Source organism: Haemophilus sp. SZY H53 (assembly GCF_054332375.1).
This window is the reverse complement of record NZ_JBTGNV010000011.1, coordinates 25657-49390: the sequence shown is the minus strand read 5'-3', so window position 1 is coordinate 49390 and position 23734 is coordinate 25657. Positions and strand designations below refer to the sequence as shown.

The 23734-nt window shown below is 40.0% G+C and carries 23 protein-coding genes and 1 pseudogene; 15 read left to right on the top strand and 9 right to left on the bottom strand.

From position 1 onward, the window contains the following. Window positions 1–4: 4 nt before the first annotated feature. Window positions 5–853: a DUF808 domain-containing protein gene (locus ACXVWB_RS09945; RefSeq protein WP_126471729.1), complete on the top strand. Its 849-nt coding sequence runs from the start codon at window positions 5–7 to the stop codon at window positions 851–853. Between the two features lie 66 nt (window positions 854–919). Here ACXVWB_RS09945 and proA read toward each other — a convergent pair whose 3' ends face one another. Continuing rightward, window positions 920–2173 (bottom strand): glutamate-5-semialdehyde dehydrogenase, encoded by a 1254-nt coding sequence (proA, locus tag ACXVWB_RS09940; protein WP_289901958.1) that lies wholly within the window; start codon window positions 2171–2173, stop codon window positions 920–922. 15 nt (window positions 2174–2188) lie between these two features. Beyond that, on the bottom strand, window positions 2189–2851 hold the full coding sequence (locus ACXVWB_RS09935; protein WP_049357598.1) for a trimeric intracellular cation channel family protein: 663 nt from the start codon (window positions 2849–2851) through the stop codon (window positions 2189–2191). A 133-nt stretch (window positions 2852–2984) separates the two neighbouring features. Here ACXVWB_RS09935 and ACXVWB_RS09930 point away from each other — a divergent pair, with 133 nt between their 5' ends. Together ACXVWB_RS09930 and ACXVWB_RS09925 are read left to right on the top strand one after the other, a co-directional pair. Further along, window positions 2985–3785: a hypothetical protein gene (locus ACXVWB_RS09930; protein WP_289901957.1), complete on the top strand. Its 801-nt coding sequence runs from the start codon at window positions 2985–2987 to the stop codon at window positions 3783–3785. 50 nt (window positions 3786–3835) lie between these two features. Continuing rightward, a pseudogene (locus tag ACXVWB_RS09925) lies at window positions 3836–3988 on the top strand (DMT family transporter); the annotation flags it as partial. 51 nt (window positions 3989–4039) lie between these two features. On the opposite strand, the gene ACXVWB_RS09920 reads toward ACXVWB_RS09925, so the two are convergent. Then, entirely contained in the window at window positions 4040–4258 is a 219-nt protein-coding gene (locus ACXVWB_RS09920) for a YdcH family protein (protein WP_005695756.1), read from the bottom strand. Window positions 4259–4496: 238 nt separating this feature from the next. On the opposite strand from ACXVWB_RS09920, the gene serS reads away from it, so the two are divergent. Both serS and tdt read left to right on the top strand, forming a co-directional pair. Next, the gene (gene serS, locus ACXVWB_RS09915) at window positions 4497–5786 is read left to right on the top strand and encodes a serine--tRNA ligase (protein WP_289901956.1); all 1290 of its coding nucleotides are present in this window, start codon (window positions 4497–4499) and stop codon (window positions 5784–5786) included. Between the two features lie 230 nt (window positions 5787–6016). Further along, on the top strand, window positions 6017–6895 hold the full coding sequence (gene tdt, locus ACXVWB_RS09910; protein WP_458485348.1) for a tellurite-resistance/dicarboxylate transporter: 879 nt from the start codon (window positions 6017–6019) through the stop codon (window positions 6893–6895). Window positions 6896–6981: 86 nt separating this feature from the next. Here tdt and rnb read toward each other — a convergent pair whose 3' ends face one another. The 4 genes from rnb to ACXVWB_RS09890 form a co-directional block, all read right to left on the bottom strand. Next, on the bottom strand, window positions 6982–8961 hold the full coding sequence (gene rnb / locus ACXVWB_RS09905; RefSeq protein ID WP_289901955.1) for an exoribonuclease II: 1980 nt from the start codon (window positions 8959–8961) through the stop codon (window positions 6982–6984). A 66-nt stretch (window positions 8962–9027) separates the two neighbouring features. Beyond that, window positions 9028–9816: an SDR family oxidoreductase gene (locus ACXVWB_RS09900; RefSeq protein ID WP_115180611.1), complete on the bottom strand. Its 789-nt coding sequence runs from the start codon at window positions 9814–9816 to the stop codon at window positions 9028–9030. Window positions 9817–9901: 85 nt separating this feature from the next. Continuing rightward, entirely contained in the window at window positions 9902–10657 is a 756-nt protein-coding gene (locus tag ACXVWB_RS09895) for a Nif3-like dinuclear metal center hexameric protein (protein WP_289901954.1), read from the bottom strand. Between the two features lie 243 nt (window positions 10658–10900). Next, on the bottom strand, window positions 10901–11836 hold the full coding sequence (locus tag ACXVWB_RS09890; protein WP_197555783.1) for a Kdo(2)-lipid IV(A) acyltransferase: 936 nt from the start codon (window positions 11834–11836) through the stop codon (window positions 10901–10903). A gap of 97 nt (window positions 11837–11933) precedes the next feature. On the opposite strand from ACXVWB_RS09890, the gene hldE reads away from it, so the two are divergent. After that, complete coding sequence (hldE, locus tag ACXVWB_RS09885) at window positions 11934–13364, top strand: bifunctional D-glycero-beta-D-manno-heptose-7-phosphate kinase/D-glycero-beta-D-manno-heptose 1-phosphate adenylyltransferase HldE (RefSeq protein WP_289901952.1); 1431 nt, start codon at window positions 11934–11936, stop codon at window positions 13362–13364. Window positions 13365–13417: 53 nt separating this feature from the next. Here hldE and ACXVWB_RS09880 read toward each other — a convergent pair whose 3' ends face one another. After that, window positions 13418–15406 (bottom strand): TonB-dependent receptor plug domain-containing protein, encoded by a 1989-nt coding sequence (locus tag ACXVWB_RS09880; RefSeq protein ID WP_289901951.1) that lies wholly within the window; start codon window positions 15404–15406, stop codon window positions 13418–13420. After that, complete coding sequence (locus ACXVWB_RS09875; RefSeq protein WP_289901950.1) at window positions 15375–15890, bottom strand: hypothetical protein; 516 nt, start codon at window positions 15888–15890, stop codon at window positions 15375–15377. The genes ACXVWB_RS09880 and ACXVWB_RS09875 overlap by 32 nt, the downstream gene beginning before the upstream one ends. 145 nt (window positions 15891–16035) lie before the next feature. Between ACXVWB_RS09875 and ACXVWB_RS09870 the strand changes: the two genes are divergently transcribed. From ACXVWB_RS09870 to rpsO, 9 genes are all read left to right on the top strand, one after another. Continuing rightward, window positions 16036–17034 (top strand): iron ABC transporter substrate-binding protein, encoded by a 999-nt coding sequence (locus ACXVWB_RS09870; RefSeq protein WP_289901949.1) that lies wholly within the window; start codon window positions 16036–16038, stop codon window positions 17032–17034. Between the two features lie 2 nt (window positions 17035–17036). Next, the gene (locus tag ACXVWB_RS09865) at window positions 17037–18050 is read left to right on the top strand and encodes a FecCD family ABC transporter permease (protein WP_458485347.1); all 1014 of its coding nucleotides are present in this window, start codon (window positions 17037–17039) and stop codon (window positions 18048–18050) included. Next, window positions 18047–18796 (top strand): ABC transporter ATP-binding protein, encoded by a 750-nt coding sequence (locus ACXVWB_RS09860; protein ID WP_289901947.1) that lies wholly within the window; start codon window positions 18047–18049, stop codon window positions 18794–18796. Before ACXVWB_RS09865 ends, ACXVWB_RS09860 begins: the two co-directional genes overlap by 4 nt. 9 nt (window positions 18797–18805) lie before the next feature. Beyond that, window positions 18806–19651, top strand: a complete 846-nt coding sequence (modD, locus tag ACXVWB_RS09855; protein ID WP_289901946.1) for a ModD protein — start codon at window positions 18806–18808, stop codon at window positions 19649–19651. 89 nt (window positions 19652–19740) lie between these two features. Next, window positions 19741–20781, top strand: coding sequence for an ABC transporter substrate-binding protein (locus ACXVWB_RS09850; RefSeq protein ID WP_289901945.1), 1041 nt, complete (start codon window positions 19741–19743; stop codon window positions 20779–20781). Continuing rightward, the gene (locus tag ACXVWB_RS09845; RefSeq protein ID WP_289901944.1) at window positions 20771–21784 is read left to right on the top strand and encodes a FecCD family ABC transporter permease; all 1014 of its coding nucleotides are present in this window, start codon (window positions 20771–20773) and stop codon (window positions 21782–21784) included. The genes ACXVWB_RS09850 and ACXVWB_RS09845 overlap by 11 nt, the downstream gene beginning before the upstream one ends. Next, window positions 21777–22553, top strand: a complete 777-nt coding sequence (locus ACXVWB_RS09840; RefSeq protein ID WP_289901943.1) for an ABC transporter ATP-binding protein — start codon at window positions 21777–21779, stop codon at window positions 22551–22553. The genes ACXVWB_RS09845 and ACXVWB_RS09840 overlap by 8 nt, the downstream gene beginning before the upstream one ends. Then, window positions 22546–23262 (top strand): substrate-binding domain-containing protein, encoded by a 717-nt coding sequence (locus tag ACXVWB_RS09835; RefSeq protein WP_289901942.1) that lies wholly within the window; start codon window positions 22546–22548, stop codon window positions 23260–23262. Before ACXVWB_RS09840 ends, ACXVWB_RS09835 begins: the two co-directional genes overlap by 8 nt. A 132-nt stretch (window positions 23263–23394) precedes the next feature. Then, a complete protein-coding gene (rpsO, locus tag ACXVWB_RS09830; protein WP_005628925.1) occupies window positions 23395–23664 on the top strand; it encodes a 30S ribosomal protein S15 in 270 nt (89 codons plus the stop codon). Window positions 23665–23734 lie beyond the last annotated feature (70 nt).

Here is a 23734-nt window from a genome sequence, read left to right as displayed (position 1 = left end):
GAATATGGCGTTTAGCTCTCTTTTTACCCTTATTGATGACATTGCATCGATTCTTGATGATGTCGCCTTGATGACCAAAATGGCAGCCAAGAAAACTGTTGGTGTGGTAGGCGATGACTTAGCGTTAAATGCTAATCAGGTAACGGGAGCATCTTCCGATCGTGAATTACCCATTGTTTGGGCAGTCACCAAAGGATCGTTAGTCAATAAAATCATTTTAATTCCAATTGCTTTACTGCTTTCTGCGTTTTTACCTTGGTTGATCGTGCCACTTCTGATGATTGGTGGGGCGTATTTATGTTTTGAAGGTGTAGAGAAAATTCTACATAAATTTATTGCTCATGAAGAGCATGAAGAAAAAACAACCTTTAATGAAGCCGCTAAAATTAAGGGGGCAATTCGTACTGATTTTATTCTTTCCGCTGAAATTATCATTATTGCATTGGGCGAATTAACCGAAGCGAGCTTGCTGACTCGCATTATTTCCCTTTCGGTAGTGGGTATTGGGATTACTATTTTTGTTTATGGCTTGGTCGCATTGATTGTTAGAGCAGATGATTTCGGTTTATACCTTATCAAAAAAGGTGGCGTAGCGAAGTCAATTGGGAACGCAATTTTAGTGATTATGCCTAAATTTATGCGTTCACTTAGTTTTATCGGTACGCTTGCGATGTTCTTAGTCGGTGGTGGTATTTTCGTACATAATGTGGATTTCATTCATCATTTGCTCGCTGATTATCAATTGGCAGATGGCCTATTAGGTAATGTGGCGACGTTAGTCGTGGGTGTGATTGTAGGCGCGATTGCTTGTGCGATTGTATTACCCGCGATGAAATTATTCGGTAAACACTAAAAACGAGATAAAAAATAACCGCACTTTGATGCTTTCAAGGTGCGGTTTTTTTATAGATGAAACAGACTATTTGCGAGAAGTGTAATCGCCGACACAAACCCATTTATAACTGGTTAAGGCTTCTAATCCCATTGGGCCTCGAGCATGAAGTTTTTGAGTACTTACCGCCACTTCTGCACCTAAACCAAATTGTCCGCCATCGGTAAATCGAGTACTTGCATTAACATACACGGCTGCTGCATCCACTTGATTGATAAATTGTGCGGCTAGTCGTTGATTTTCCGTCAAGATACTTTCTGAATGTTGTGTGCCATATTCACGAATGTGAGCAATCGCCGCATCCATATCTTCAACGACTACAACATTGAGATCCAATGAGCCCCATTCTTGGCGTAGCGCTTGTTCAGTCACTTCTTGCACATCAACATTTGCAGCTTGAAGAGTCGAAAGTGCGGTCGATTTAGCATGGAATTTCACTTTTTTCTCGGCTAAATATTTCGCGAGTTTTGGCAGGAAGCTTTTTGCAATTGAACGTTGAACTAAAAGCGTTTCCAACGTATTACATGTGCTTGGACGTTGGCATTTTGCGTTAGCAATCACCGCAAGGGCTTTTTCTTGGTCAGCGCTTTCTTCTACAAAAAGATGGCAAACGCCTACACCACCGACAATTACCGGAATGGTGGAATGTTGTTTGCAAAGCTCATGTAAGCCCGCACCGCCACGAGGAATAATCATATCCACATAGCGATCCAATTTAAGCAGTTGCATCACAAGTTCACGATTCGGATCGGTAATGGCTTGGACTGCATGGCGTGGTAATCCCGCTTGTTCAAGGGCATTTTGTACCACTTCCACTAAAATTTGGTTGGAATGTTGTGTTTCTTTTCCTCCACGTAAAATCACGGCATTGCCCGTTTTTAAGCAAAGGCTCGCCACATCAATGGTGACATTTGGACGCGCTTCGTAAATGGTACCAATCACGCCAAGCGGAGTACGGACTCGTTCGATCTTTAATCCGCTATCTAAGGTGCCGCCATCAATGATTTTCCCCACAGGATCCGCGAGCGAAATCACATGGCGCACATCATTCGCAATGCCTTTTAGGCGATCTTCGGTTAATAGGAGGCGGTCAATTAAGGCTTCAGATAAACCATTTTGTTTCGCGATTTCAATATCTTTTTGGTTTGCGGCTAGAATACGATCTGTTTGCTGTTCTAATTGTTCCGCAATGATACTGAGTGCATGATTTTTTTCAGTGGTGTTTAACTGCGCTAAAATAAAGGCTGCATCTTTGGCCTGTTTGCCCATTTGTACTAACATAATTATTCCTTTTAATTATTTTGTTTTCTTCGGTAATTTATCATTTGTTTCATCTTCTTGCTCTTGGAAATCGAAAACAGGTAGTCCCCAACCAAATCGAACAGCAAGTAAACGCAGTGCAAAACCGCTGAATAAAGTCAGTAAAATCGTAAATGTATGATCTAATTGAATATGTTGTAATGCCATATACATCACAGCAGAGAAGAATGATACACTGGCGTAAAGTTCTTTTTGGAATACAAGGGGAATGCGGTTACAAAGTAAATCACGCAACACACCACCAAATGCCCCCGTCACCGTTGCTGCAATCGATGTAATGGTAAAACCATAGCCCATATCAATAGCAATCTGCGCACCGATAATGGAATACACGATTAATCCTAAAGCATCTAATACCAAGAAAATCGTACGAAAGTAGCGCATAAAATGTTTGATGAACGGCGCAATAAAAACGGTTAATACTGCCGCACCAGCTACCATGATGAAATATTCAGGGTGTTTAACCCAGCCAACAGGGTAGTGTCCTAATAATACATCACGTACTGTTCCACCGCCAATCGCCGTGACACAGGCGATAATAATTACCCCGAAAATATCCATTTTTTCTCGTCCAGCGGCTAATGCGCCGGTAATTCCTTCGGCGGTAATTCCAATAATATAAAGTACGCCTAATAGCATTTTTTTGTGGTTCCTAAAGTGCGGTTATTATTTTGCTTATTTTAAAAGGGAATGAGGCAAAATGCACGAAAGCCATTAAAAAAAGCCGTAAATTTTGGCATAATGACGCCTTCTTTTTCTAATCGAGAATTTTATGTCAGAAGAACAATCTAAACCCTTGGCCGCATTTCTTGCGATATTGCCAATTGGGTTGCTATTAATGGTCGATTTTTTTATAGAATCTTTGCAACTTGCTGAAAAATTGATTCCTCATTTAGCCTTTGGCGTGTTGATTGCCCAATTGCTTTGTTTAGTTGCCTTTATTAAAGGGGAAATTTGCCCAGGACAGCGTGGACGTTTAATCAAAGCAAATGTCTGTTTTGCGCTTTATTGGTTCGTTTGGCTTGGGATGAGCTTGGCCTCACCACATCATTACGTGATGACTGATATTGTCAGCTTATGCGGGTTATCTGCTGTATATGCAGTGTGGAAACAACCTAAAGATGAAGTCGCTCGCCGTGGTTTTCTCTTAATGGCATCTTTGGTGAGTGGATTGGGTGTCATTGCCTATTTGATGATTTTCTTCGGCAATCCAACACCGAATTTCATGCAATATAACCCACTGGCACAAGCTTTAATGGGCGTCTTGTTGGCAAATTTGTGCTTGTCCGTTTCTCGTAATCGTTTGCAAGGTTTCATTGCATTACTACCATTATTGATGATTTTATTGCTTGCCCTTAATGCGTTGGCAGTACTGATTTTTATTGTTTATCAAGGCACAAGTGCGGTCGTTTTTTCGAACGTTTTCGCATACGGCATTTATTTTCTGCTTCACTTAGTGATAGCGGGTGTATTGCTCTTACACAGTGTAAACAAATGGAAACTCAGCTATAACAGCCTACTCATTGTGTTCTTTATGGCGGCGAGTTTGGCTGTCTGGGCGATGTTTATTTAATGGATAAAATAAAATCTTACGCCGCCCCGATGTGAGTCGTGGGCTGCGTACTATTCGGTTTATTACTTCTTTCTGAACCGGTGGTGGCGCTCGTGATTGATTATTTTGGTTTGGATAAGCCCATTAATCATTGGCAATGGGCGGGTGCAGTGCTGACATTAGTCGCGATTTATCTTGGCTCTCAAAAAAGCAAAACCGCTTAAAACAAAAAAGTGCGGTAAATTTCACCGCACTTTGCTTTCACATTAAACCAATTACTCAGCTGCTTTCTTTTTCAAGTATTGATAGAGCTCGTCTTTAATCCGTAATTTTTCTTTTTTCAAGTTCTCAATTTCCGTATGAGTAGCGAGTTCTATGTTATCAATCTTATTTTTGATCTCTTGGTCTAACACATTGTGTTTTTCAAACAAGCGATCAAAATAAGCATCTTTGTTTTTAAGATTAGTGATTAAATCGCGAAATTCAGGAAACATAGGTTACTCCTCTTGGTTAACGTTCATTTTTATTATAGAACTTTTTTTTGCTGTTTCTAGTGTCTCATTCTCAGAATTTGACAGAGATCACAAAATTAAATTATGGCAAAGTGCGGCCATAAAATTAGATGTTTTTGGCGAGATTAATAAAAGAAAAATCAGGGTTTTAACTGGTTTATTTGCTCAAAGCACGCTAGAATAAAGGTATCTGTTTCATAATGAAAAATAGGGAATTCCAATGATCGATCCAAATTTACTCCGTAATAATCTGGCTGAAGTAGCAGAAAAATTAAAAGTAAAACGTAACTTTATTCTTGATACGGAAAAACTTACCGCATTAGAAGAACAACGCAAAGATTTACAAGTAAAAACTGAAACATTACAAGCAGAACGTAACGCGCGTTCTAAAGCTATTGGTGCGGCAAAAGCACGTGGTGAAGACATCGCGCCATTATTGGCTGAAGTGGATAACATGGGTGAACAGCTTAACGAAGCAAAAACTCAACTTGATGCGGTGTTAGCAGAAATCAATCAAATCGCGTTAAGCATTCCAAACATCCCGGCAGATGAAGTGCCATTAGGTAAAGATGATACTGAAAATAAAGAAATTTTACGTTGGGGTACACCGCGTACATTTGATTTTGAGATCAAAGATCACGTGTCACTAGGTGAAGATGCCAATGGCTTAGATTTTGCAGCAGGGGCTAAATTAGCAGGTGCGCGTTTTGCGGTAATGAAAGGTCAAATTGCTAAAATGCACCGTGCATTAGCGCAATTTATGCTAGATCTTCATACCGAACAACATGGTTATTTAGAAACTTACGTGCCTTATTTAGTTAACCATGCGACCCTTTATGGGACAGGTCAATTACCAAAATTTGGTGAAGATTTATTCCATACTTTAGCGCTAGAAGGCGAACAACCTTACGCATTAATTCCAACAGCGGAAGTGCCAGTGACTAACCTTGTTCGTGATGTGATTGTTGATGAAGCAGATTTGCCAATCAAAATGACCGCACATACCCCATGTTTCCGTTCTGAAGCAGGATCTTATGGTCGTGATACCCGTGGTTTAATTCGTATGCACCAATTCGATAAAGTGGAAATGGTACAAATCGTTGATCCTGATAAATCGATGGAAGCGCTTGAAGAATTAACGGGTCATGCAGAAAAAGTCTTACAACTTTTAAATTTACCCTATCGTAAAGTATTACTTTGTACTGGTGATATGGGCTTTGGTTCTTGCAAAACTTACGACTTAGAAGTGTGGGTGCCTGCACAAGATACTTACCGTGAGATTTCTTCTTGCTCTAACATGTGGGATTTCCAAGCGCGTCGTATGCAAGCACGTTGCAAAGCGAAAGGGGATAAGAAAACTCGCTTAGTGCATACATTGAATGGCTCTGGTTTGGCGGTAGGCCGTACATTAGTGGCCGTGCTTGAGAACTATCAAAATGCAGACGGCTCAATTACAGTACCAGAAGTATTACGTCCTTACATGGGCGGATTAGAAGTGATCGGCAAATAATCAAAAATATATTAATTCAATTTAGGGCTAATTTTTATTAGCCCTTTCTTTCATTTAGAGAAATGAGATTTTTATTCTAGTCTTTGAGATAAATCCACATCAATATTCATGCGTTTAGAGGTAATCTTATAACTTATAAGGTATTAATTTTTAGGAGAATAATAATGACTGATAAACGACCATTTCCATTACCAACAGGGTATTTTGCGATTCCATTAGGTTGAGGTGCCTTGTCTTTAGCTTGGCTACATATGGGCGATACGCTCTCTTTTTCTCGGAATGTGAGTGATATTATTGGCGTAACGTCTGTTTCAGTATGGGCACTTTTCGTCTTGCTTTATATTTATAAAATGATTTATTTCTCTCACGAAGTACGCGATGAATATTGCTGTCCGATACGTTTTTCTTTTCTTGCCTTAATACCGATTACAACGATGTTAAGCGGGGATATTCTGTATCGTTGGCTTCCTCTCATTGGTGAGGGATTAATTTGGATTGGGACAATTGGGCAATTATTGTTTGCTTCAGTGCGTATTAGTGCGTTATGGAAAGATGGCACATTTGAGGAAAAATCGACATTGCCACCGTTTTATTTGCCCTCTGTGGCGACTAACTTTACAAGTGCCTCATCATTAGCCTTACTAGGCTATCAAGATTTAGGTTATTTGTTCTTAGGTGCGGGGATGATTGCTTGGATTATTTATGAACCGGTGTTATTCCAACGTTTACGCGTGTTGCAAATTGAACCTCAATTTCGTCCAACCATGGGGATCATTCTCGCCCCAGCATTCGTGGGATCCTCGGCGTATTTATCGCTTAATGGGGGAGAGATCGATCTTTTCGTTAAGCTCTTATGGGGATACGGTTTTTTACAAATGTTCTTTTTAATTCGTCTGTTCCCTTGGATTAGTGAAAAAGGGCTGAATATTGGCTTCTGGGCTTTTTCATTCGGATTAGCTTCTTTAGCGAATGGGGCTGTTTTTTTCGTTCATCATAATGTACTGAGCGGCTTGGCAAATGGTGCATTTATCTTTGCTAACCTGATGATGAGTGGTTTAGTACTGATGACACTAGGAAAAATTTTTAAAGGACAATTTTGGTTAAAGTAATTTAAATAAAAAGTACGGTTAAAAAATGATTTGCACCCCAAAAGTTGGACTAAATAGCCAATAATTGAGGTGCAAATTTTATATGACTACATCGTAATATTTCCTACAATGCTACGAGTTTCCTCCCGAACTTCGGTGAGTTTTACTTTCACCAAATCCCCGATTTTGTAACGGCGTTCCCCTTGAATATACAGTGCTAATTCATCAGCATTCACTTGCATTTCAGCTTTATTTGGATGCAGTGTAGAGGTGGGTACGAACATAGATGCGCCATTTTCCAATAATTGAACACGTAAACCGCCACGCATTACATCTTGCACTTCTGCATCAAATTCAGCGTTTTCAGCGACCTTATCAGAAAGATAGCGACAATATAACCAATCTGCAATATCACGTTCAACCAAGCGATTTTGACGACGCGCTTCTTGTAGGCGAGCCAGAACCTCATCTTGTGGTTTTTCACAAGCTTGTTGAGTGAGCACAGCTTTAATTAAACGATGGTTCACCATATCGGAATATTTACGAATAGGCGATGTCCAGGTCGCATAACCTTCTAATCCAAGTCCAAAATGTGGAGCAAGTTCGGATTTAAATTCCGCAAAGGTTAAATAACGACGTAAACGGAATTCTAAATAGTCACCTTCAATTGGTTCAATATCATGACGCATTTGGCAATAACCCTTTAAGGTTGCCAAATTTTCTACCGAATAACGCTCAGTAAGCTCGGCTTGATTTTCTTCATTAGCTAAATTTGCCATTAAGAAATTATGCGCATTTTCTAAGAATTTCTTATCAAACCCAGAGTGCGTATTAAAAATACCGGTTTGTGCTTGTTCAGCTAAGAATTGAGCCGCACAGATATTAGCAATAATCATGGATTCTTCCACGATTTGATTGGCAATGCGGCGATATTCTGCTTTAATTTCTTTCACTTTGCCATTTTCAGCGAGAATAAAGGAGTAATCCGGTTTCTCTTTAAATAAAAGAGAATGCGTTTTACGCCATTGAATACGTGCTTTAGTAAATTGATGTAACCAATCAATTTGCTGTGCAATTTCTGGTGTTTCCGGTTGCCATGCATCCGGTACTTGTTCTAAATAATCTGAGATCTTGTTATAGACTAATTTTGCTTTAGATTGTACATAAGCTGACACAAAATGCGGTTTAGCCGTGATGTTGCCGGCAAGATCCGTTTCGATATAACACACTAATGCAGGGCGAGTTTCATTTGCCATTAATGAGCATAAGTCATCAGACAATTCACGCGGCAACATAGGAATGTTAAAGCCAGGTAAATAATTGGTAAAACAACGCTGTTTCGCATCTTTTTCAATTTGTGAATCTAATGCAATGTAAGCTGTTGGATCCGCAATAGCAACGACTAATCGCCAGCCGGTTTGCGTACCATTTTGTTCGATAGGTTCAATGTAAAGCGCATCGTCCATATCCTGCGTGCTTTCAGAGTCAATAGTGACAAAATGAAGTGCGGTCAGATCTTCGCGAGTTTGTTGATCTAACATCTCATAGCTTTCGGCACCTTGCACAGGATGACGAGATTGCTCATGACGTGCCAATGTCACCCACCAAGGGGCTAATTCATCATCAGCACGGCAGATAAATTGATTGATAGTGGCATAGAAAAAGCGATCATCACGTAATGGGTGCGTTTTTAAATTTGCTACGACCCAGTCGCCTTCTTGTAATTCTTCTTTGACGGATTTAGCTTGTTGTGCACCAATGGGTTGGTTGATACTTGGGTGATCAACCAAAACTTGCAATTTCTTGTCTTTATTGAACCGCACTTTGGCAATAAAGCGCGTGAGCATTGGCTCAATTAATTCTTCAGGTTCAGCTTGCTCTTTATCGCCTTGTTTTTCAATGGTGGCTTTGATTTTGTCACCGTGCATCACTTTTTTCATTGCGGGTGGGGCAATAAAGTAGCTTTTTTTATCGCACTCTAAAAAACCATAAGCTTTATCAGTACTTTTTACCACGCCTTCAACGTGTTCTTTGCTATCGTGGATTTGTTGCTTAAGTTGTGCGAGTAATGGATTATCTTGGAACATAGTTATATTTAAAAAGAGAGAAAAGGCAGACTGAAAAGCCTGCCTAAAAATAGACTGTACGAAAAATTATTCTTCGCCTAATTCGCCCATTGCAGTGATGCTGAAACCTGCATCAACGTGAACGATTTCACCGGTAATACCCGATGCTAAATCAGAACATAAGAATGCGGCTGAGTTGCCCACATCTTCGATAGTGACAGTGCGGCGTAATGCTGCGGTTTTCTCAAAGGTAGAAAGCATTTTCTTGAAGTTTTTAATGCCTGATGCCGCTAAAGTGCGGATTGGACCAGCAGAGATCGCATTCACACGAATACCTTCTTTACCTAAATCCGCTGCCATTACGCGAGTTGCCGCTTCAAGAGATGCTTTTGCTAAACACATCACGTTGTAGTTAGGAATTGCACGTTCTGCCCCTAAGTAAGAAAGCGTTAACAACGCTGCATTTGGATTTAAGTAAGGACGAGCCGCTTGTGCCATTGCAACAAAACTGAATGCACTGATGTCGTGAGCGATACGGTAGCCTTCACGAGTTGCGGCGTTTACGTAATCACCATCTAATTGATCGCCTGGTGCGAATGCAATAGCGTGTACAAAACCATCAAATTTTTCCCAACGTTTGCTTAATTCAGCAAAGCAGTTTTGGATGCTTTCATCGGTCGCTACGTCTAAAGGTAATACGATGTCAGAACCAAATTCTTTTGCAAATTCTTCTACGCGTGGTTGTAATTTATCGTTTAAATAAGTGAAAGCAAGTTCAGCGCCTTGTTCTTTCATTGCTTTTGCGATCCCGTAAGCAATAGAACGGTTGCTTGCAAGACCTGTCACTAAAATACGTTTACCAGTTAAGAAACCCATATTTTTTCCTATGTTTGAGTTAAAAAAATCGACGAGATTATACTTGTTTTGTGTGCTTTCGGCAATTAATCACACTTTGTACCAGTTAGGCCGGATTATCAATATCTTTAAATTCTACATCCAAGCCATATTCAGCCGCTAGCCATTCACCTAATGCTTTAATGCCATAGCGTTCAGTAGCATGGTGACCCGCCGCAAAGAAATGAATACCTTGCTCACGAGCAGAGTGAATGGTTTGCTCCGAAACCTCACCGGTAATAAAAGCATCACAACCTTGTGCTGCGGCTAAATCAATATAGCCTTGTCCACCACCAGTACAAATGCCAATTTTACGGATTAAGTGCGGTCCATTTTCGGTGCAAATTAATGGTTTACGGTGAAGTGCTTGCTCAATACGTTGCGCAAATTCTTCAGCGGTAATGGGATCTTTTAACGTTCCCCAAACAGGAATACTGGTTGAGCTATTTTCTAAAGGTTGAAGATCGCTAATCCCTAATAACTGAGCAAGTTTTGCGTTGTTGCCTAATTCAGGGTGAACATCTAAGGGTAAATGGTAGCCATATAAATTGATGTCATTCACAAGCAAGGTTTTGATACGTTTGCCTTTCATGCCGCGAATACAAGGATTTTCACTTTTCCAAAAATAGCCATGGTGGACAAGTACTGCATCAGCTTGTTGTGCAACGGCATAATCAATCAAAGCTTGGCTTGCGGTGACGCCCGTGATGATCTTTTTGATCTCCGCTTTGCCTTCTACTTGCAAACCGTTAGGCGCATAATCGTTAATTCTGTCTGTGCTAAGTTTTTCGTTTAGTAAACGTTCAAGTTCTAGGTTGTTCATGATTTCTAAGAAAAAAGAAAAGGGTGAGATATGGTAAGAGATTTCAAAAAAAATGGCTAGTGCAAAAGGAGTGGGGGGAATGCACTAGCCAGTAGTGTGTTTGTCATAACACAAGTTTACTATCTAAAACGAGGTTAATTATATATTTAATTATATAAAGATCAAGAAAAAAATAAGGAAAATTTTCCTTATTTTTCGATATGTCGTTTTAGCATTCAAAAACAAATGAAAAATCAACCGCACTTATGAATACAAACTCGGTTCATCTTCCGTTGGGCGTGTTTTAAATCGGCGATGTAGCCACATGTATTGTTCCACACCTTTTAAGATTTCTTTTTCCACGACTTTATTCATTCGTGCAGCGATCGCCGTTTCATCTGAAAGATCAGAAAAATCCACTGGTGGCGAAATGCTGACCGTATAGCCTGAACCATCTTTATTACGTAATGGGGCAAAAGGCACGACTTTGCAATTTGGTGCGGATTTAAGTAGATAGTAACTGCCCGTCGTGGTTGCCGCTTCTTGTACGGCAAAGAAAGGCACAAATACCGCATTTTTTCTGCCGTAGTCATGATCAGGGGCATACCAAATGGTTTCACCTTTGCGTAAGGCTTTGAGCATACCACGCAGATCTTTTCGGTTTAGCATATCTTTATTTGAACGTAAGCGACCTTTGATTTGTAGCCAATCCAATACAGGATTGTCATTTGGACGGTAAACGCCTACGCCAGGATGATGTAAGCCCACAATACGTGCGCCTAACTCAAGAGTGAGGAAATGAACACCCACAAAGATAATGCCGTCTTGGGCATTTTCTTTTAAATAATTTAAGCCTTCAATTTTTGACCATTTTTTAATGCGCGCATCAGACCAAAACCACGCCATACCGGTTTCAATAATCGCCATCCCAACGGCACGCAAGTTTTCTTGCAAAATGGCTTCACGCTCTTGTTCGGGCATTTCTGGGAAGCAGAGCTCAAGATTTCGGCGAGCAATTGCAGCACGGCGTTTTCCTACTTTTAATTTTGAGAAAAGCCAGCCTAAGCCATTGCCGATGTGACGTAAAATTGGATAGGGAAGTAACAAAAGGCTTCGCCAAATCGCCACACCAAGCCAAAAGCCCCAGTATTTAGGGGCAAGAAAGTGCGGTTGAAATTGAGGGAGTTTTTCGTTTTTCATAATTCTTTTCTGGTTAGTTCGACGTGTAGTTTATCGCAAATTTGAGTTGTGGTAAAATTGCACCAAATTTTTATTATTCCAACAGAGAGATTTCAAAATGGCTCAATATTCTGCCAATTTTAATCAAGCGAAAGTATTAGTGTTAGGCGATGTGATGCTTGACCGTTACTGGTTTGGTGCGACTAATCGTATTTCACCGGAAGCACCAGTTCCTGTGGTTCGTGTACAAGATAATGAAGAGCGTGCAGGTGGTGCAGCAAACGTGGCAATGAATATTGCTTCTCTTAATGTACCTGTGCAAATTTTGGGATTAATTGGTCAAGATGAAACAGGTGCAGCCTTAACCAATTTATTACAACATCAAAAAATTGATTGTAATTTTGTGGCATTGGATACTCACCCAACCATTACGAAATTACGTATTTTGTCTCGTCATCAACAATTACTACGCTTGGACTTTGAAGAAGATTTCCAAAACGTGGAATGTAATGAGTTGCTTGCGAAATTAGAAACGGAAGTGAAAAACTTTGGTGCGCTAGTGCTTTCTGATTACGGTAAAGGTACATTAAAAGATGTGCAAAAGATGATCCAAATTGCACGTAAAGCAAACGTACCCGTGTTAATCGATCCAAAAGGTACAGATTTTGAGCGTTATCGTGGTGCGACTTTACTGACACCAAATATGTCAGAGTTTGAAGCGGTGGTAGGTAAGTGTGATTCTGAAGAAGAGATCATTGAGAAAGGTTTAAAATTAATTTCAGACATCGAATTGACCGCACTTTTAGTGACGCGCTCTGAAAAAGGCATGACATTACTTCGTCCAAATCAAGAACCGTTCCATTTACCAACCGTTGCAAAAGAAGTGTTTGATGTAACGGGGGCGGGCGATACCGTAATCAGTGTCTTAGCAACCGCACTTGCAGACGGTCTTTCTTTTGAAGAATCTTGCTACTTAGCCAATGTGGCGGCAGGTATTGTGGTTGGTAAATTGGGTACATCAACGGTTTCTACTGTGGAATTAGAGAATGCAATCCATGGACGTTCTGAAACAGGCTTCGGTATTATGTCAGAAAGCCAATTAAAAACTGCAGTATCTCATGCTAAAGCGCGCGGTGAGAAAATTGTGATGACAAACGGTTGTTTTGATATTCTTCATCCAGGTCATGTGTCTTATTTAGAAAATGCTCGCAAACTTGGCGATCGCTTAATTGTTGCCGTGAATACGGATGATTCAGTCAAACGCTTAAAAGGTGAAAGTCGTCCAATTAACAATCTGAATGCTCGTATGGCAGTATTGGCTGGTTTAGCTTCAGTGGATTGGGTAGTCTCTTTTGATGAAGATACACCACAACGTTTAATCGGTGAGATTTTACCGGATTTATTGGTAAAAGGCGGCGATTACAAACCAGAAGAGATTGCAGGCAGTAAAGAAGTGTGGGCGAACGGCGGTGATGTTCGTGTATTGAATTTCGAAAATGGCTGTTCAACTACAAACGTGATTGAGAAAATCAAAGCGCTGAAAGATTAATGGCTTTATAAAAACGACGGGCAACCTGTTTTACAAGTTGCCCGTTTTTTATTTTAGAATTTATATCGGATATTGCCGAAATAAATGCGTCCTTCTTCTGGGTAGCCAGCTTGATAGTAGTAGTTTTTATCAAAGAGGTTCGATACACCCGCTTCTAAACTTAACCCTGAAACAGGTTCATAGATCAATTTCGCATTGCTATTTCCAAAACCAGAGAGTTTCACGGTTTCACCACCATCTAAATAATAACGGCCATGTTCCGCTTCTTGTCTCACATAAAGTGAAAGATTTGGTAGCATTTTCCAATCAACAAATGCAAAGAATTTATGTTTTGGCACATTTTTCACAATGATATCTTGGGTTTTATTTTTTGCATGGGTATAGGTGTAGTTTGCCCCTAACGTTAAATTATCCGTTGCAAAAAGATTAACGGCCAGTTCAACGCCTTTAAACGCTTCTTTGCCCACATTTTGGTACTGATTGAGCTTTTTGCTAATTGCGACTTCTTCAATCGCATCTTTTACTTCAGAGTAGAACAGTGCGCTATCCACTCTTAACCAATCGCCAAAGGTATGCATATAGCTTGCTTCGTAGTGGTAGGCAGTTTCTGGGCTTAAAAACGGATTCGGTTCAGTACGTCCAAATCGGCGAGAATAACGTTCTTTCATTGTGGCAAAGCGTGTTTTCTTCGCAAAACTCAGCGCAAATTCATCATGTTCAGTGAAATGATGGGCTAGTTTGATTTGGTAATTAAAGGCATGTTTATTACCGATATCAAACGGACAAATCGCATTTTTTTGATGAGTTGATGCACATTGTTTTTCAAATTTCTCTGCACGGTTTGAATCGCGTTTGTCGTAGCTGATACCTGTAATCAGAGAGGTTTTCTCATTAAAACGATGAGTATTTTCTAAACCAAAGCTGTAGGTACGATCTTTATCTACTGCGGTAGGTTCATCATCATTATGTTCGCGATGAACGTCATATTTAATGAGGGTAGAGAATTTTAAGCGATCTTTTGAGGTTAAATCGCCACCTAAATCGAAGCCTGCACCGTAGGAGTAATCACGGTAATAGCTATTAAAGCTCGATTTTTTCTTTTGAGTACTGAATGTAGCGTCATCAAAAGCACGTAGGTCATTTTTAAAGGTATCGTAAAATGCTTTCGTATTTAGCGTGAGATTGTGGGCGCCAAATTCAGTATGGGAAAGGAAATAGATACTGTCTTTATCCCACATCGGCCAGCGCCAATAGCGTTCAAAACTATCAGATCCAGAATAGAAAGGTGATTCTTTGGTGCCTTTTTGTGTGGAGAACGCAAGCGCGTATTCATCATGCTCATTTGGTGTATAAGCGACTTTCAAACTTAGTTTTTTATCACGTTGTTTAGAATTTTCTGCTCGGCCACCATCATCCCCTTTGGGATTGATTTGTTGATAATAATGAGAAAGTTGTAAGCCTTGTTTTTCAACAAAAGAACCACTTATTTGCGCATAAAATAATTCTTGTTTAGTCCCTAGATTAAAATCAGTTTTATTGGTTGTTGTACCACCACTCTTACCATGTGAAAAACCATAGCCAATAGAACCTTCGAAAGGTTTAGTTGGTTTTTGGGAAATTAAATTCACTGCTCCACCCATGGTATTTGCGCCATAAAGCACAGAGCTTGCGCCTTTAGAAATATCAATACGAGATAAATCAAAGGTGGTAAAACGACCTAAGTCCATTTCGCCATCATAAGGGACATAAACAGGAATACCATCAATAAATACGGGTACGCGGCGAGCATTAAAACCACGTACTAATAAGTTGTATTCGTTGCGTGCGCCCCCATGTTCGACAAACACACCTGGTGTGCTTTTTGCTACATCAGACACACGATCTTGGTTGTTTTTTTGTAATTCAGCTTGATCAATACGCGCGGTGCTGAGATCACTCGCTTTTTCACCGATGACTTCAATTTGACCAAGAGTAAATACATTCTCGGCATAAGCAGGCAAGCAAGCCAAACTAATGGCGATGCAAAGTAGTTTCTTTTCCATTGGAACATCCTTTTAGGTTGGGGTTGAAACGTAACTTCAATGCAATAGTGATCGCGGCGAAAATTTTCTCATCATTATGGGGGAAATTTTCTCGTAAAGTGCGGTTAGAATCGCTGAAGTTTATTTTTCCGTTAGCTAATTCAGTGAGTAAAATCGAAGGGGTAAGTTGAAGTTGCTCCGCAATTTGTAGAATTGAAAAGTGCTCAAACGTCATGATCAAACGGTCTAAATTGCAATAGGTGGGATAGCGACTATGTGTCACTAAATCGTTAAATTGTTGAACAATTTTGACCGCTTTATTTTTACGATTGAAGACGTGTAAAGCCACACCCAAAATAAACAGTAAAGCAGAACCTAAATGCAACTGAAAGATGCCTTGAATGGGCCACTGGAAGTAAATCCCTAAGCCGCTGAACAATATCCCTGCTAATCCTGCAATGAGTATGCAAAGCAAGCAAAACTTATAAATCACATCCCATTTCATTTTTTCACCTTTAGCTATGAATAATAAATATTATATAATTGAAAATATAACGATGTTATTCTAACAAAATTTATCTGTTATGTTAAAAAATATATAGCGTTAAAATTAAGTTGTATCAGTTGAATGGCTAAAAGAGGGAGAAAACATGAAAAAATGGATAACCATTGTACTTTCAGTCTGTGTAGGAACCGCAGCATTAGCAACCGAGGAAGTATCTTATTTGGCAGGGGAATTGCCTCAGCCTGCTAAAATTGAAAAAGTATTAAGTGCGGGCAATCCAGCCGATGTATTATTGCTTTCAAGTGCACCGAATAAATTGCTTGGATTGGCAGGATTTAATATGGAAAAACGCGGAAAACTGTTTCCTGCAGTGCAACAAACTTTACCAACCTTAGGGAAAATAGCTGGAAAAGGCAGCACGCTCTCGCCAGAGAAAATTGTGGCATTACAACCGAATTTAATTATTGATGTGGGTAATGTTACGCCAAACTATATCGATCAAGCAAAGCGCACCTTTGAGCAAACGGGCGTGCCTTATTTATTGTTAGATGGCAAACTCAGCGAAACACCGACTACCTTACGTTATTTAGGCAAAGTATTAGGGGTAGAGAACTTAACTAAACCTCAGGCTAAGTATGCGGAAGAAACGCTTAAACAAGCGGTCGAAAACGCCTCTAAATTTACCAAAACCTTCTATTTAGCTCGTAGTGCAGATGGCTTACAAACAGGACAAAAAGGCTCCATTCATACGGAAGCCATTGAAATAGTCGGTTTAAAAAACGTGGTGGAAGGCGATCATAAAGGGCTCACACAGGTTTCGATGGAGCAGCTTTTATTATGGAATCCTGATGTGATTTTTAGCCAATATCCTGAGTTTTTGCAAACCTTAAAAGATAATCCGCAATGGCAACAATTAAGTGCGGTCAAAAATGGACAAGTTTTTTTAATTCCGAATAATCCATTTGGTTGGTTAGATTCGCCACCTAGTGTAAACCGCTTGCTTGGAGTACGTTGGGTCTCTCATTTAGTCAGCGGTAAACCTATTGCTGAATTTGCAAAAGAAGTACAAACGTTTTATCACTTGTTCTATCAGATTGAATTAACCGCAGAAAAAGCGGCTCAATTGCTACATGATGTGAAATAGCTATGCCGTATATTGTTCAGCGTAACCCGAAAGTATTTTTCACTTCGTTGGTGATTTTGTTAGTCGGCACCATTTTGCTCTCGTTGAATGTGGGGAAATTTTCGATTTCGACATTTCAACTTGCACAGGCTATTCGATGTGTCTTTGAAACCGAATGTCAAACACCATCTTCCGTTGAAACCGTGCTTTGGCATATTCGCACACCACGTATTTTAGTGGCGTGTTTAGTGGGAGCTGCGCTGGCTGCAGCTGGTGCGACTTATCAGGGGATGTTTAAAAATCCGTTGGTTTCTCCCGATATCTTAGGTGTTTCAAGCGGTGCAGGACTAGGTGCATCACTGGCAATTTTCTACAATTTACCGATGTTTTATGTGCAGCTTTTTGCCTTTACTGGCGGTATCTTGGCGGTGCTGTGTGTTTCTATGGTCGCATCACGAAGCCGTAATCAAGATCCAATTTTAGTTTTAGTACTTTCAGGGATTGCTATCGGTTCATTACTTGGCGCAGGTATTTCACTGTTAAAAATTTTAGCTGATCCTTTTACTCAGCTACCTTCCATTACTTTTTGGCTCTTAGGCAGTTTTACCGCGGTTGGTGTGAAAGAATTAAGTCAACTTGCCCCAATTTTAATCTTCGGTATTTTGCCGCTTTTCTTATTACGTTGGCGATTAAATCTACTTGCCTTAGAAGAAGATGAAGCCAAAAGCCTTGGCATTCCTATTCAACGCACGCGCTATATTTTGATTATTTTCACTACGCTTTGTACAGCAAGTGCAGTCTCAATTACAGGCATTATTGGCTGGGTTGGCTTGCTCGTGCCTCATATTGCTCGATTATTAGTGGGGGCTAATTTCATTTTATTACTTCCAACATCGTTGTTGCTCGGCGCGAGCTTTTTACTTCTCACGGATACACTTGCTCGCACAGTTGCGAGCATTGAACTCCCAATAGGGATTTTAACCTCCGCTTGTGGCGCACCGTTTTTCCTCTATTTATTGTTGAGAGGGCGAAAATGAATTTAATTGAAACCCAACAGCTCACCATTGGCTATGGCAATAAACCGTTGTTAGACAAAATCAATTTTGCTTTAAAACCTCAGCAAATTTGCTGTTTACTTGGCGCCAATGGGGCAGGGAAAAGTACTTTCTTAAAAACCTTGTTAGGCTTGCAACCTGCACTAAATGGGCAAATTTTTTTTCAAAATAGACCGCTTGCTACATATTCTGCCGCTGAATTAGCACGTGAAATCGCTTATGTACCACAAGCACATGCTCAACTTTTTCCTTTTCTTGTGCAAGATATGGTATTGATGGGGCGTTCTGCTTATTTGAAATGGTATCAAACGCCGAAAGCTGAAGATAGAGATCTTGCCCTTTCTGCCTTAGACGAATTACAAATCACACATCTTGCCAAACGTTATTATCACGAACTCAGCGGTGGAGAAAAGCAACTAGTACTCATTGCACGAGCTATCGCTCAACAGGCGAAATTGTTGATTATGGACGAACCGACAGCCAGTCTTGATTTCGGTAATCAAATTCGGGTGCTAGAAAAAATTAAGCAATTACAGCATCAAAATATAGCCTTATTGATTACCACGCATAACCCTCAACAATCGGTCTATTTAGCCGAGAATATTGCTATGCTCGATCAAGAATTTGGTTTCCAACAAGGTGAGAAAAGTGAATTAATGACGCTTGAAAACCTCGCCAAAATTTACCGCACTTCAGTTCAGGAATTGCAAAAACATCTCAACATTTAAGGATAAACTATGATTTATTTCTCAGACAAAGAACTCGATGATCTTTTATTAGAAGATATTTGTCGCGGAGATTTAACCACGCGCGCATTAGGGGTGGAAAAAGTCCCAGCAAAAATTGAATTCAAACGTAAAAATACCGGTGTAGTGGCAGGGATTTCGGTAGCAGAACGATTACTGAAAAAATTAGACATTACTCCACAGATTTATGTGAATGAAGGGGAATCCGTTGAAGCAGGTGCAGTGTTGCTAAGTGCGGTCGATTCTGCGGACAAATTACAGCAGGCATGGAAAGTAGTGCAGCTTGTATTGGAATGGTCTTGTGGCATGGCACAATACACGGCGGAGATGATTAGTAATGCCAAAGCCATTAACCCGAATGCGGTGGTAGCTTGTACCCGTAAAAGTATTCCAAATACCCGAAAACTGGCGACCAATGCGGTGCTGGCTGCCGGTGGACATATCCATCGTCAAGGCGTGAGTGAAACTGTATTGGTTTTCACTAACCATCGTAATTTATTGTCTGAGCCGAATAACTGGGTGCATATCGTGGAAACCTTAAAGCGTGAAGCACCAGAAAATAAGATTACTCTTGAAGCAGACAATTTTGCTCAATTCGAACAAATGATTACAGCCTCTCCCGATATTATTCAGCTAGATAAATGGTCGGTTGAAGATGTTAAAACAGCCCAGGATCTCATCAATGCGCAAGGCAAAAATATTACGCTTTCTGTAGCGGGTGGTGTGAATAAAAATAATGTGGCGGATTATGCCAAGCTAGGTATTAATTTGTTTATTACCTCTGCGCCTTATTATGCTGCACCAGAGGATATTAAGGTGGTGATCAGTAAAGCATAGTCGTTTTGCTTAGAACATCTATTGTTTTGTATATATCGCTATATATTTTGTTGTATAATTCAGATCCGTTTTCATTTTAAGGATAATTTATGAAATTTAATCGCTTATTTGCTGCAGCTTTGTTCGGTATTTTCTCTACATCGGCTTTGGCTGATCGCGTTGTAACTGATCAACTAGATCGTCAAGTGACTATTCCTGATCATATTCAGCGTGCTGTAGTATTACAGCATCAAACCCTTAATATTGCCGTGCAATTAGATGCCACTAAACAGATTGTTGGCGTGTTATCAAATTGGAAAAAACAACTGGGGCAAAATTATGTACGTTTAGCACCGGAATTAGAAAAAATGGCCATGCCAGGCGATTTAAATTCGGTGAATATTGAAAGTTTGTTGGAATTAAAACCGGATGTGGTGTTTGTTACCAACTATGCGCCACCGGAAATGATTAAACAAATTGCTGATACAGGTATTCCGGTGATTGCCATTTCTCTACGAACTGGTAGCGATAAAGATAAACTTAATCCAACCTTGGCCGATGAAGATAAAGCTTATAACGAAGGCTTAACTCAAGGTATTGAGTTGATTGCCCAAGTATTTGAAAAAGAACAACAAGGCAAAGAATTAGTTAAAGCGGCATTTGCGAATCGTAAAATGTTAGCCGATCGTTTAGGGGCAATTCCTGCAGATAAACGAGTGCGTACCTATATGGCCAACCCAGATTTAAATACCTATGGTTCGGGTAAATATACTGGTTTAATGTTGGAACATGCAGGTGCTTACAACGTTGCGGCAGCGACAGTGAAAGGCTTTAAACAGGTATCTATGGAAAATGTGCTTGAGTGGAATCCAGCAGTGATTTTGGTACAAGATCGTTATCCTAAAGTGGTGTCACAAATTAAAGAAGATGCAGCTTGGGCTAATATTGATGCAGTGAAAAATAACCAAGTATTTTTAATGCCAGAATATGCGAAAGCTTGGGGTTATCCGATGCCAGAAGCCTTAGCATTAGGCGAAGTTTGGTTAGCAAAATCGCTATATCCGCAAAAATTTCAAGATATCGATTTAGATAAAATGGTGAATGACTACTATTTAAAATTCTATCGTCAACCGTATAACAATGGTAAATAAACATTCTAAATTGATGGGCTTGTTGCTCATTGTCTTGGTCGCTAGCGCCCTGATTTCTTTAGGAATCGGGCGTTATGCTTTATCCTTAGAGCAGATTTTGCAAATTTTAGCGGCAAAATTGACCGCACTTCCTATTGATCCAATCCATCAGCAAGTTATTTTCCAAGTTCGTTTACCGCGTATTTTATCTGCCCTTTGTGTGGGGGCCGGATTAGCCTTAAGCGGCGCCGCATTACAGGGCATTTTTCGTAATCCGTTGGTGGATCCGCATATTATTGGTGTTACCTCAGGTTCAGCATTTGGCGGCACGTTGGCCATTTTTTTTAGTTTGAGTCTGTATGGCTTATTTGCCAGTACGATTTTTTTCGGTTTAAGTACATTAGTTCTCGTTTTTTTGTTTAGCGTAAAGTTTGGTCGAAGAAGTTTACTGATGTTAATTTTAATCGGGATGATTTTAAGTGGGCTGTTTTCTGCATTGGTGAGCTTATTGCAGTACGTTTCCGACACTGAAGAAAAATTACCGAGTATCGTGTTTTGGTTGATGGGCAGTTTCGCTACAGCCAATACAGAAAAATGGCTATTTTTCTTAGTCCCTTTTGTGTGTTGTTCGACTTTATTGCTGAAACTTAGTTGGCGCTTAAATTTGCTCTCCTTAGAGGATAAAGAGGCTAAAGCATTAGGTGTGAAAGTTGGACGATTACGCTGGTTGGTTATTGGTCTTAGCGGAACGTTAGTCGCTTGCCAAGTGGCGATTAGTGGCAGTATCGGTTGGGTTGGGTTGATCATTCCCCATATTAGTCGCATGTTGGTCGGTGCCAATCACCAACGTTTACTGCCTTGTACAATGCTAGTGGGGGCAATTTATATGTTGTGGGTGGACAATGCTGCTCGCGCTTTGACCGATAATGAAATTCCTATCAGCATTTTAACCGCACTTATTGGCGCACCTCTGTTTGGTATATTAGTTTATCGTTTAAAACGAAATGGAGCGATGCGTGACTGATTTGATTAAAGTAAGTGAGCTTGCATTTGCTTATGAAAAAAATAACCTGCTTTTTCAACATCTCAATTTTGCTTTACAGGCAGGAGAGATTCTTGCTATTTTAGGACAAAATGGTTGTGGCAAAAGTACCTTGTTAGATCTGTTACTTGGCATTCATCGCCCCTTACAAGGTAATATTCAGCTGAATAACTCAATTGGTTTTGTCCCGCAATTTTTCAGTGCACCTTTTGCCTATTCGGTATTGGATATTGTGCTAATGGGGCGTTCAAACCATATTGCCATCTTTAGTAAGCCCAAACCCAAAGATATTGAAGTAGCATTACAAGCGTTAGCCGATTTACAGTTACAGCATTTAGCAGGGCAAGATTTTGCTTCACTTTCAGGAGGGCAGCGCCAGTTGATCTTGATTGCGCGTGCCATTGCATCCGAATGTCGTTTAATGCTGTTGGATGAACCAACTTCAGCACTTGATTTAGCCAATCAGGATGCGGTGTTATCACTTTTAAGACAATTAACGAAAAAGCGCGGCTTTGGAATTATTTTCACCACGCATCAACCTAACCATGCACAAGCTATTGCGGATAAAACACTTTTGATCAATCGAGATTTTATTCGCTTTGGGCAAACGGATGAAATATTAACTTCTGAAAATCTGACTGCACTCTTTCATTTACCCATGATTGTTGAACAATCGCAATATCAACAGCAACAGTTTAGCCATTTTGTGCCAGTTTATGAGGTGTTGTTAGAAGGAAAGAGATATGAATAAACTCACTATTTATAGCGCAGGAAGCTTTCGATATGCCTTATTGGAAATTACTGGTGCATTTAAGCAATGTAATGAAGTAGAAATTGAATGCATATTTGGTCCCGCTGGTTTATTGAAAACACGCATAATGGAAGGGGAGTTAGCTGATGTTTTTATTAGTGCGAATTCAGAAAATGTATCGGCACTAGGGAGTCGAGTTTTTCAGCAGCAGGTGCTCACTTATAATCAACTTATGCTGACAACAAAAAATAAGCCAAAATTTCAGCGAGATACTCTAGATTTACTTTTGGATTCGAAATATCGCTTGGCAACCTCAACGCCTATTTGTGATCCTTGTGGCGATTATACTTGGCAGCTTTTTGACCTCATTGAAAAAGATTATCCAGAACAAGGTAAAAGGTTAAAATCGAAGGCATTGAAATTGGTTGGAGGAACAGAAAATCAAGTTGTTATACCACCAGGTGAAATGGCTTCACATTATCTCTTGAAAAACGATTATGCGGATATGATGTTGGGCTATGCGCATTACCAGACAAGATTAGAAAATGCGGGGATGCTTTGTCATACATTACCATCTAAATATGATATTCGCGCAGAGTATGTCCTTGCTATGCTGAATGATACCGAATTGACGCAACGATTTTATCAATTTTTATTGAGCAAGCATGCGCAAGAGATTATTCGTAAGAATGGATTTAAAAATGATTAAACATTTAGGGGGAACAGCGTAATAATTCCTTGCTTTTATTGGCTTCAATCGTTAAAATTCAGGTTCCTTGTCATCGCTGAGTTAGAGATCGGCGAATGATGTATTAATAACACTACCTTTTAGGAGTAAAAAATGTCTCTAAGTACTGAAAAAAAAGCAGCAATCGTTGCTGAATTTGGTCGCGATGCGAAAGATACTGGTTCTTCTGAAGTTCAAATCGCATTATTAACTGCACAAATCAACCACTTACAAGCTCACTTCGCTGAGCACAAAAAAGACCACCATGGTCGTCGTGGTTTATTACGTATGGTTTCTCGTCGTCGTAAACTTTTAGACTACTTAAAACGTACTGATCTTGCTTTATACCAAAGCACTATCGCTCGTTTAGGTTTACGTCGCTAATTTTTATTACGATAGTAAAAATAAAAGCCTTCGGATTACCGAGGGCTTTTTTATTTTCTACATATTAGAA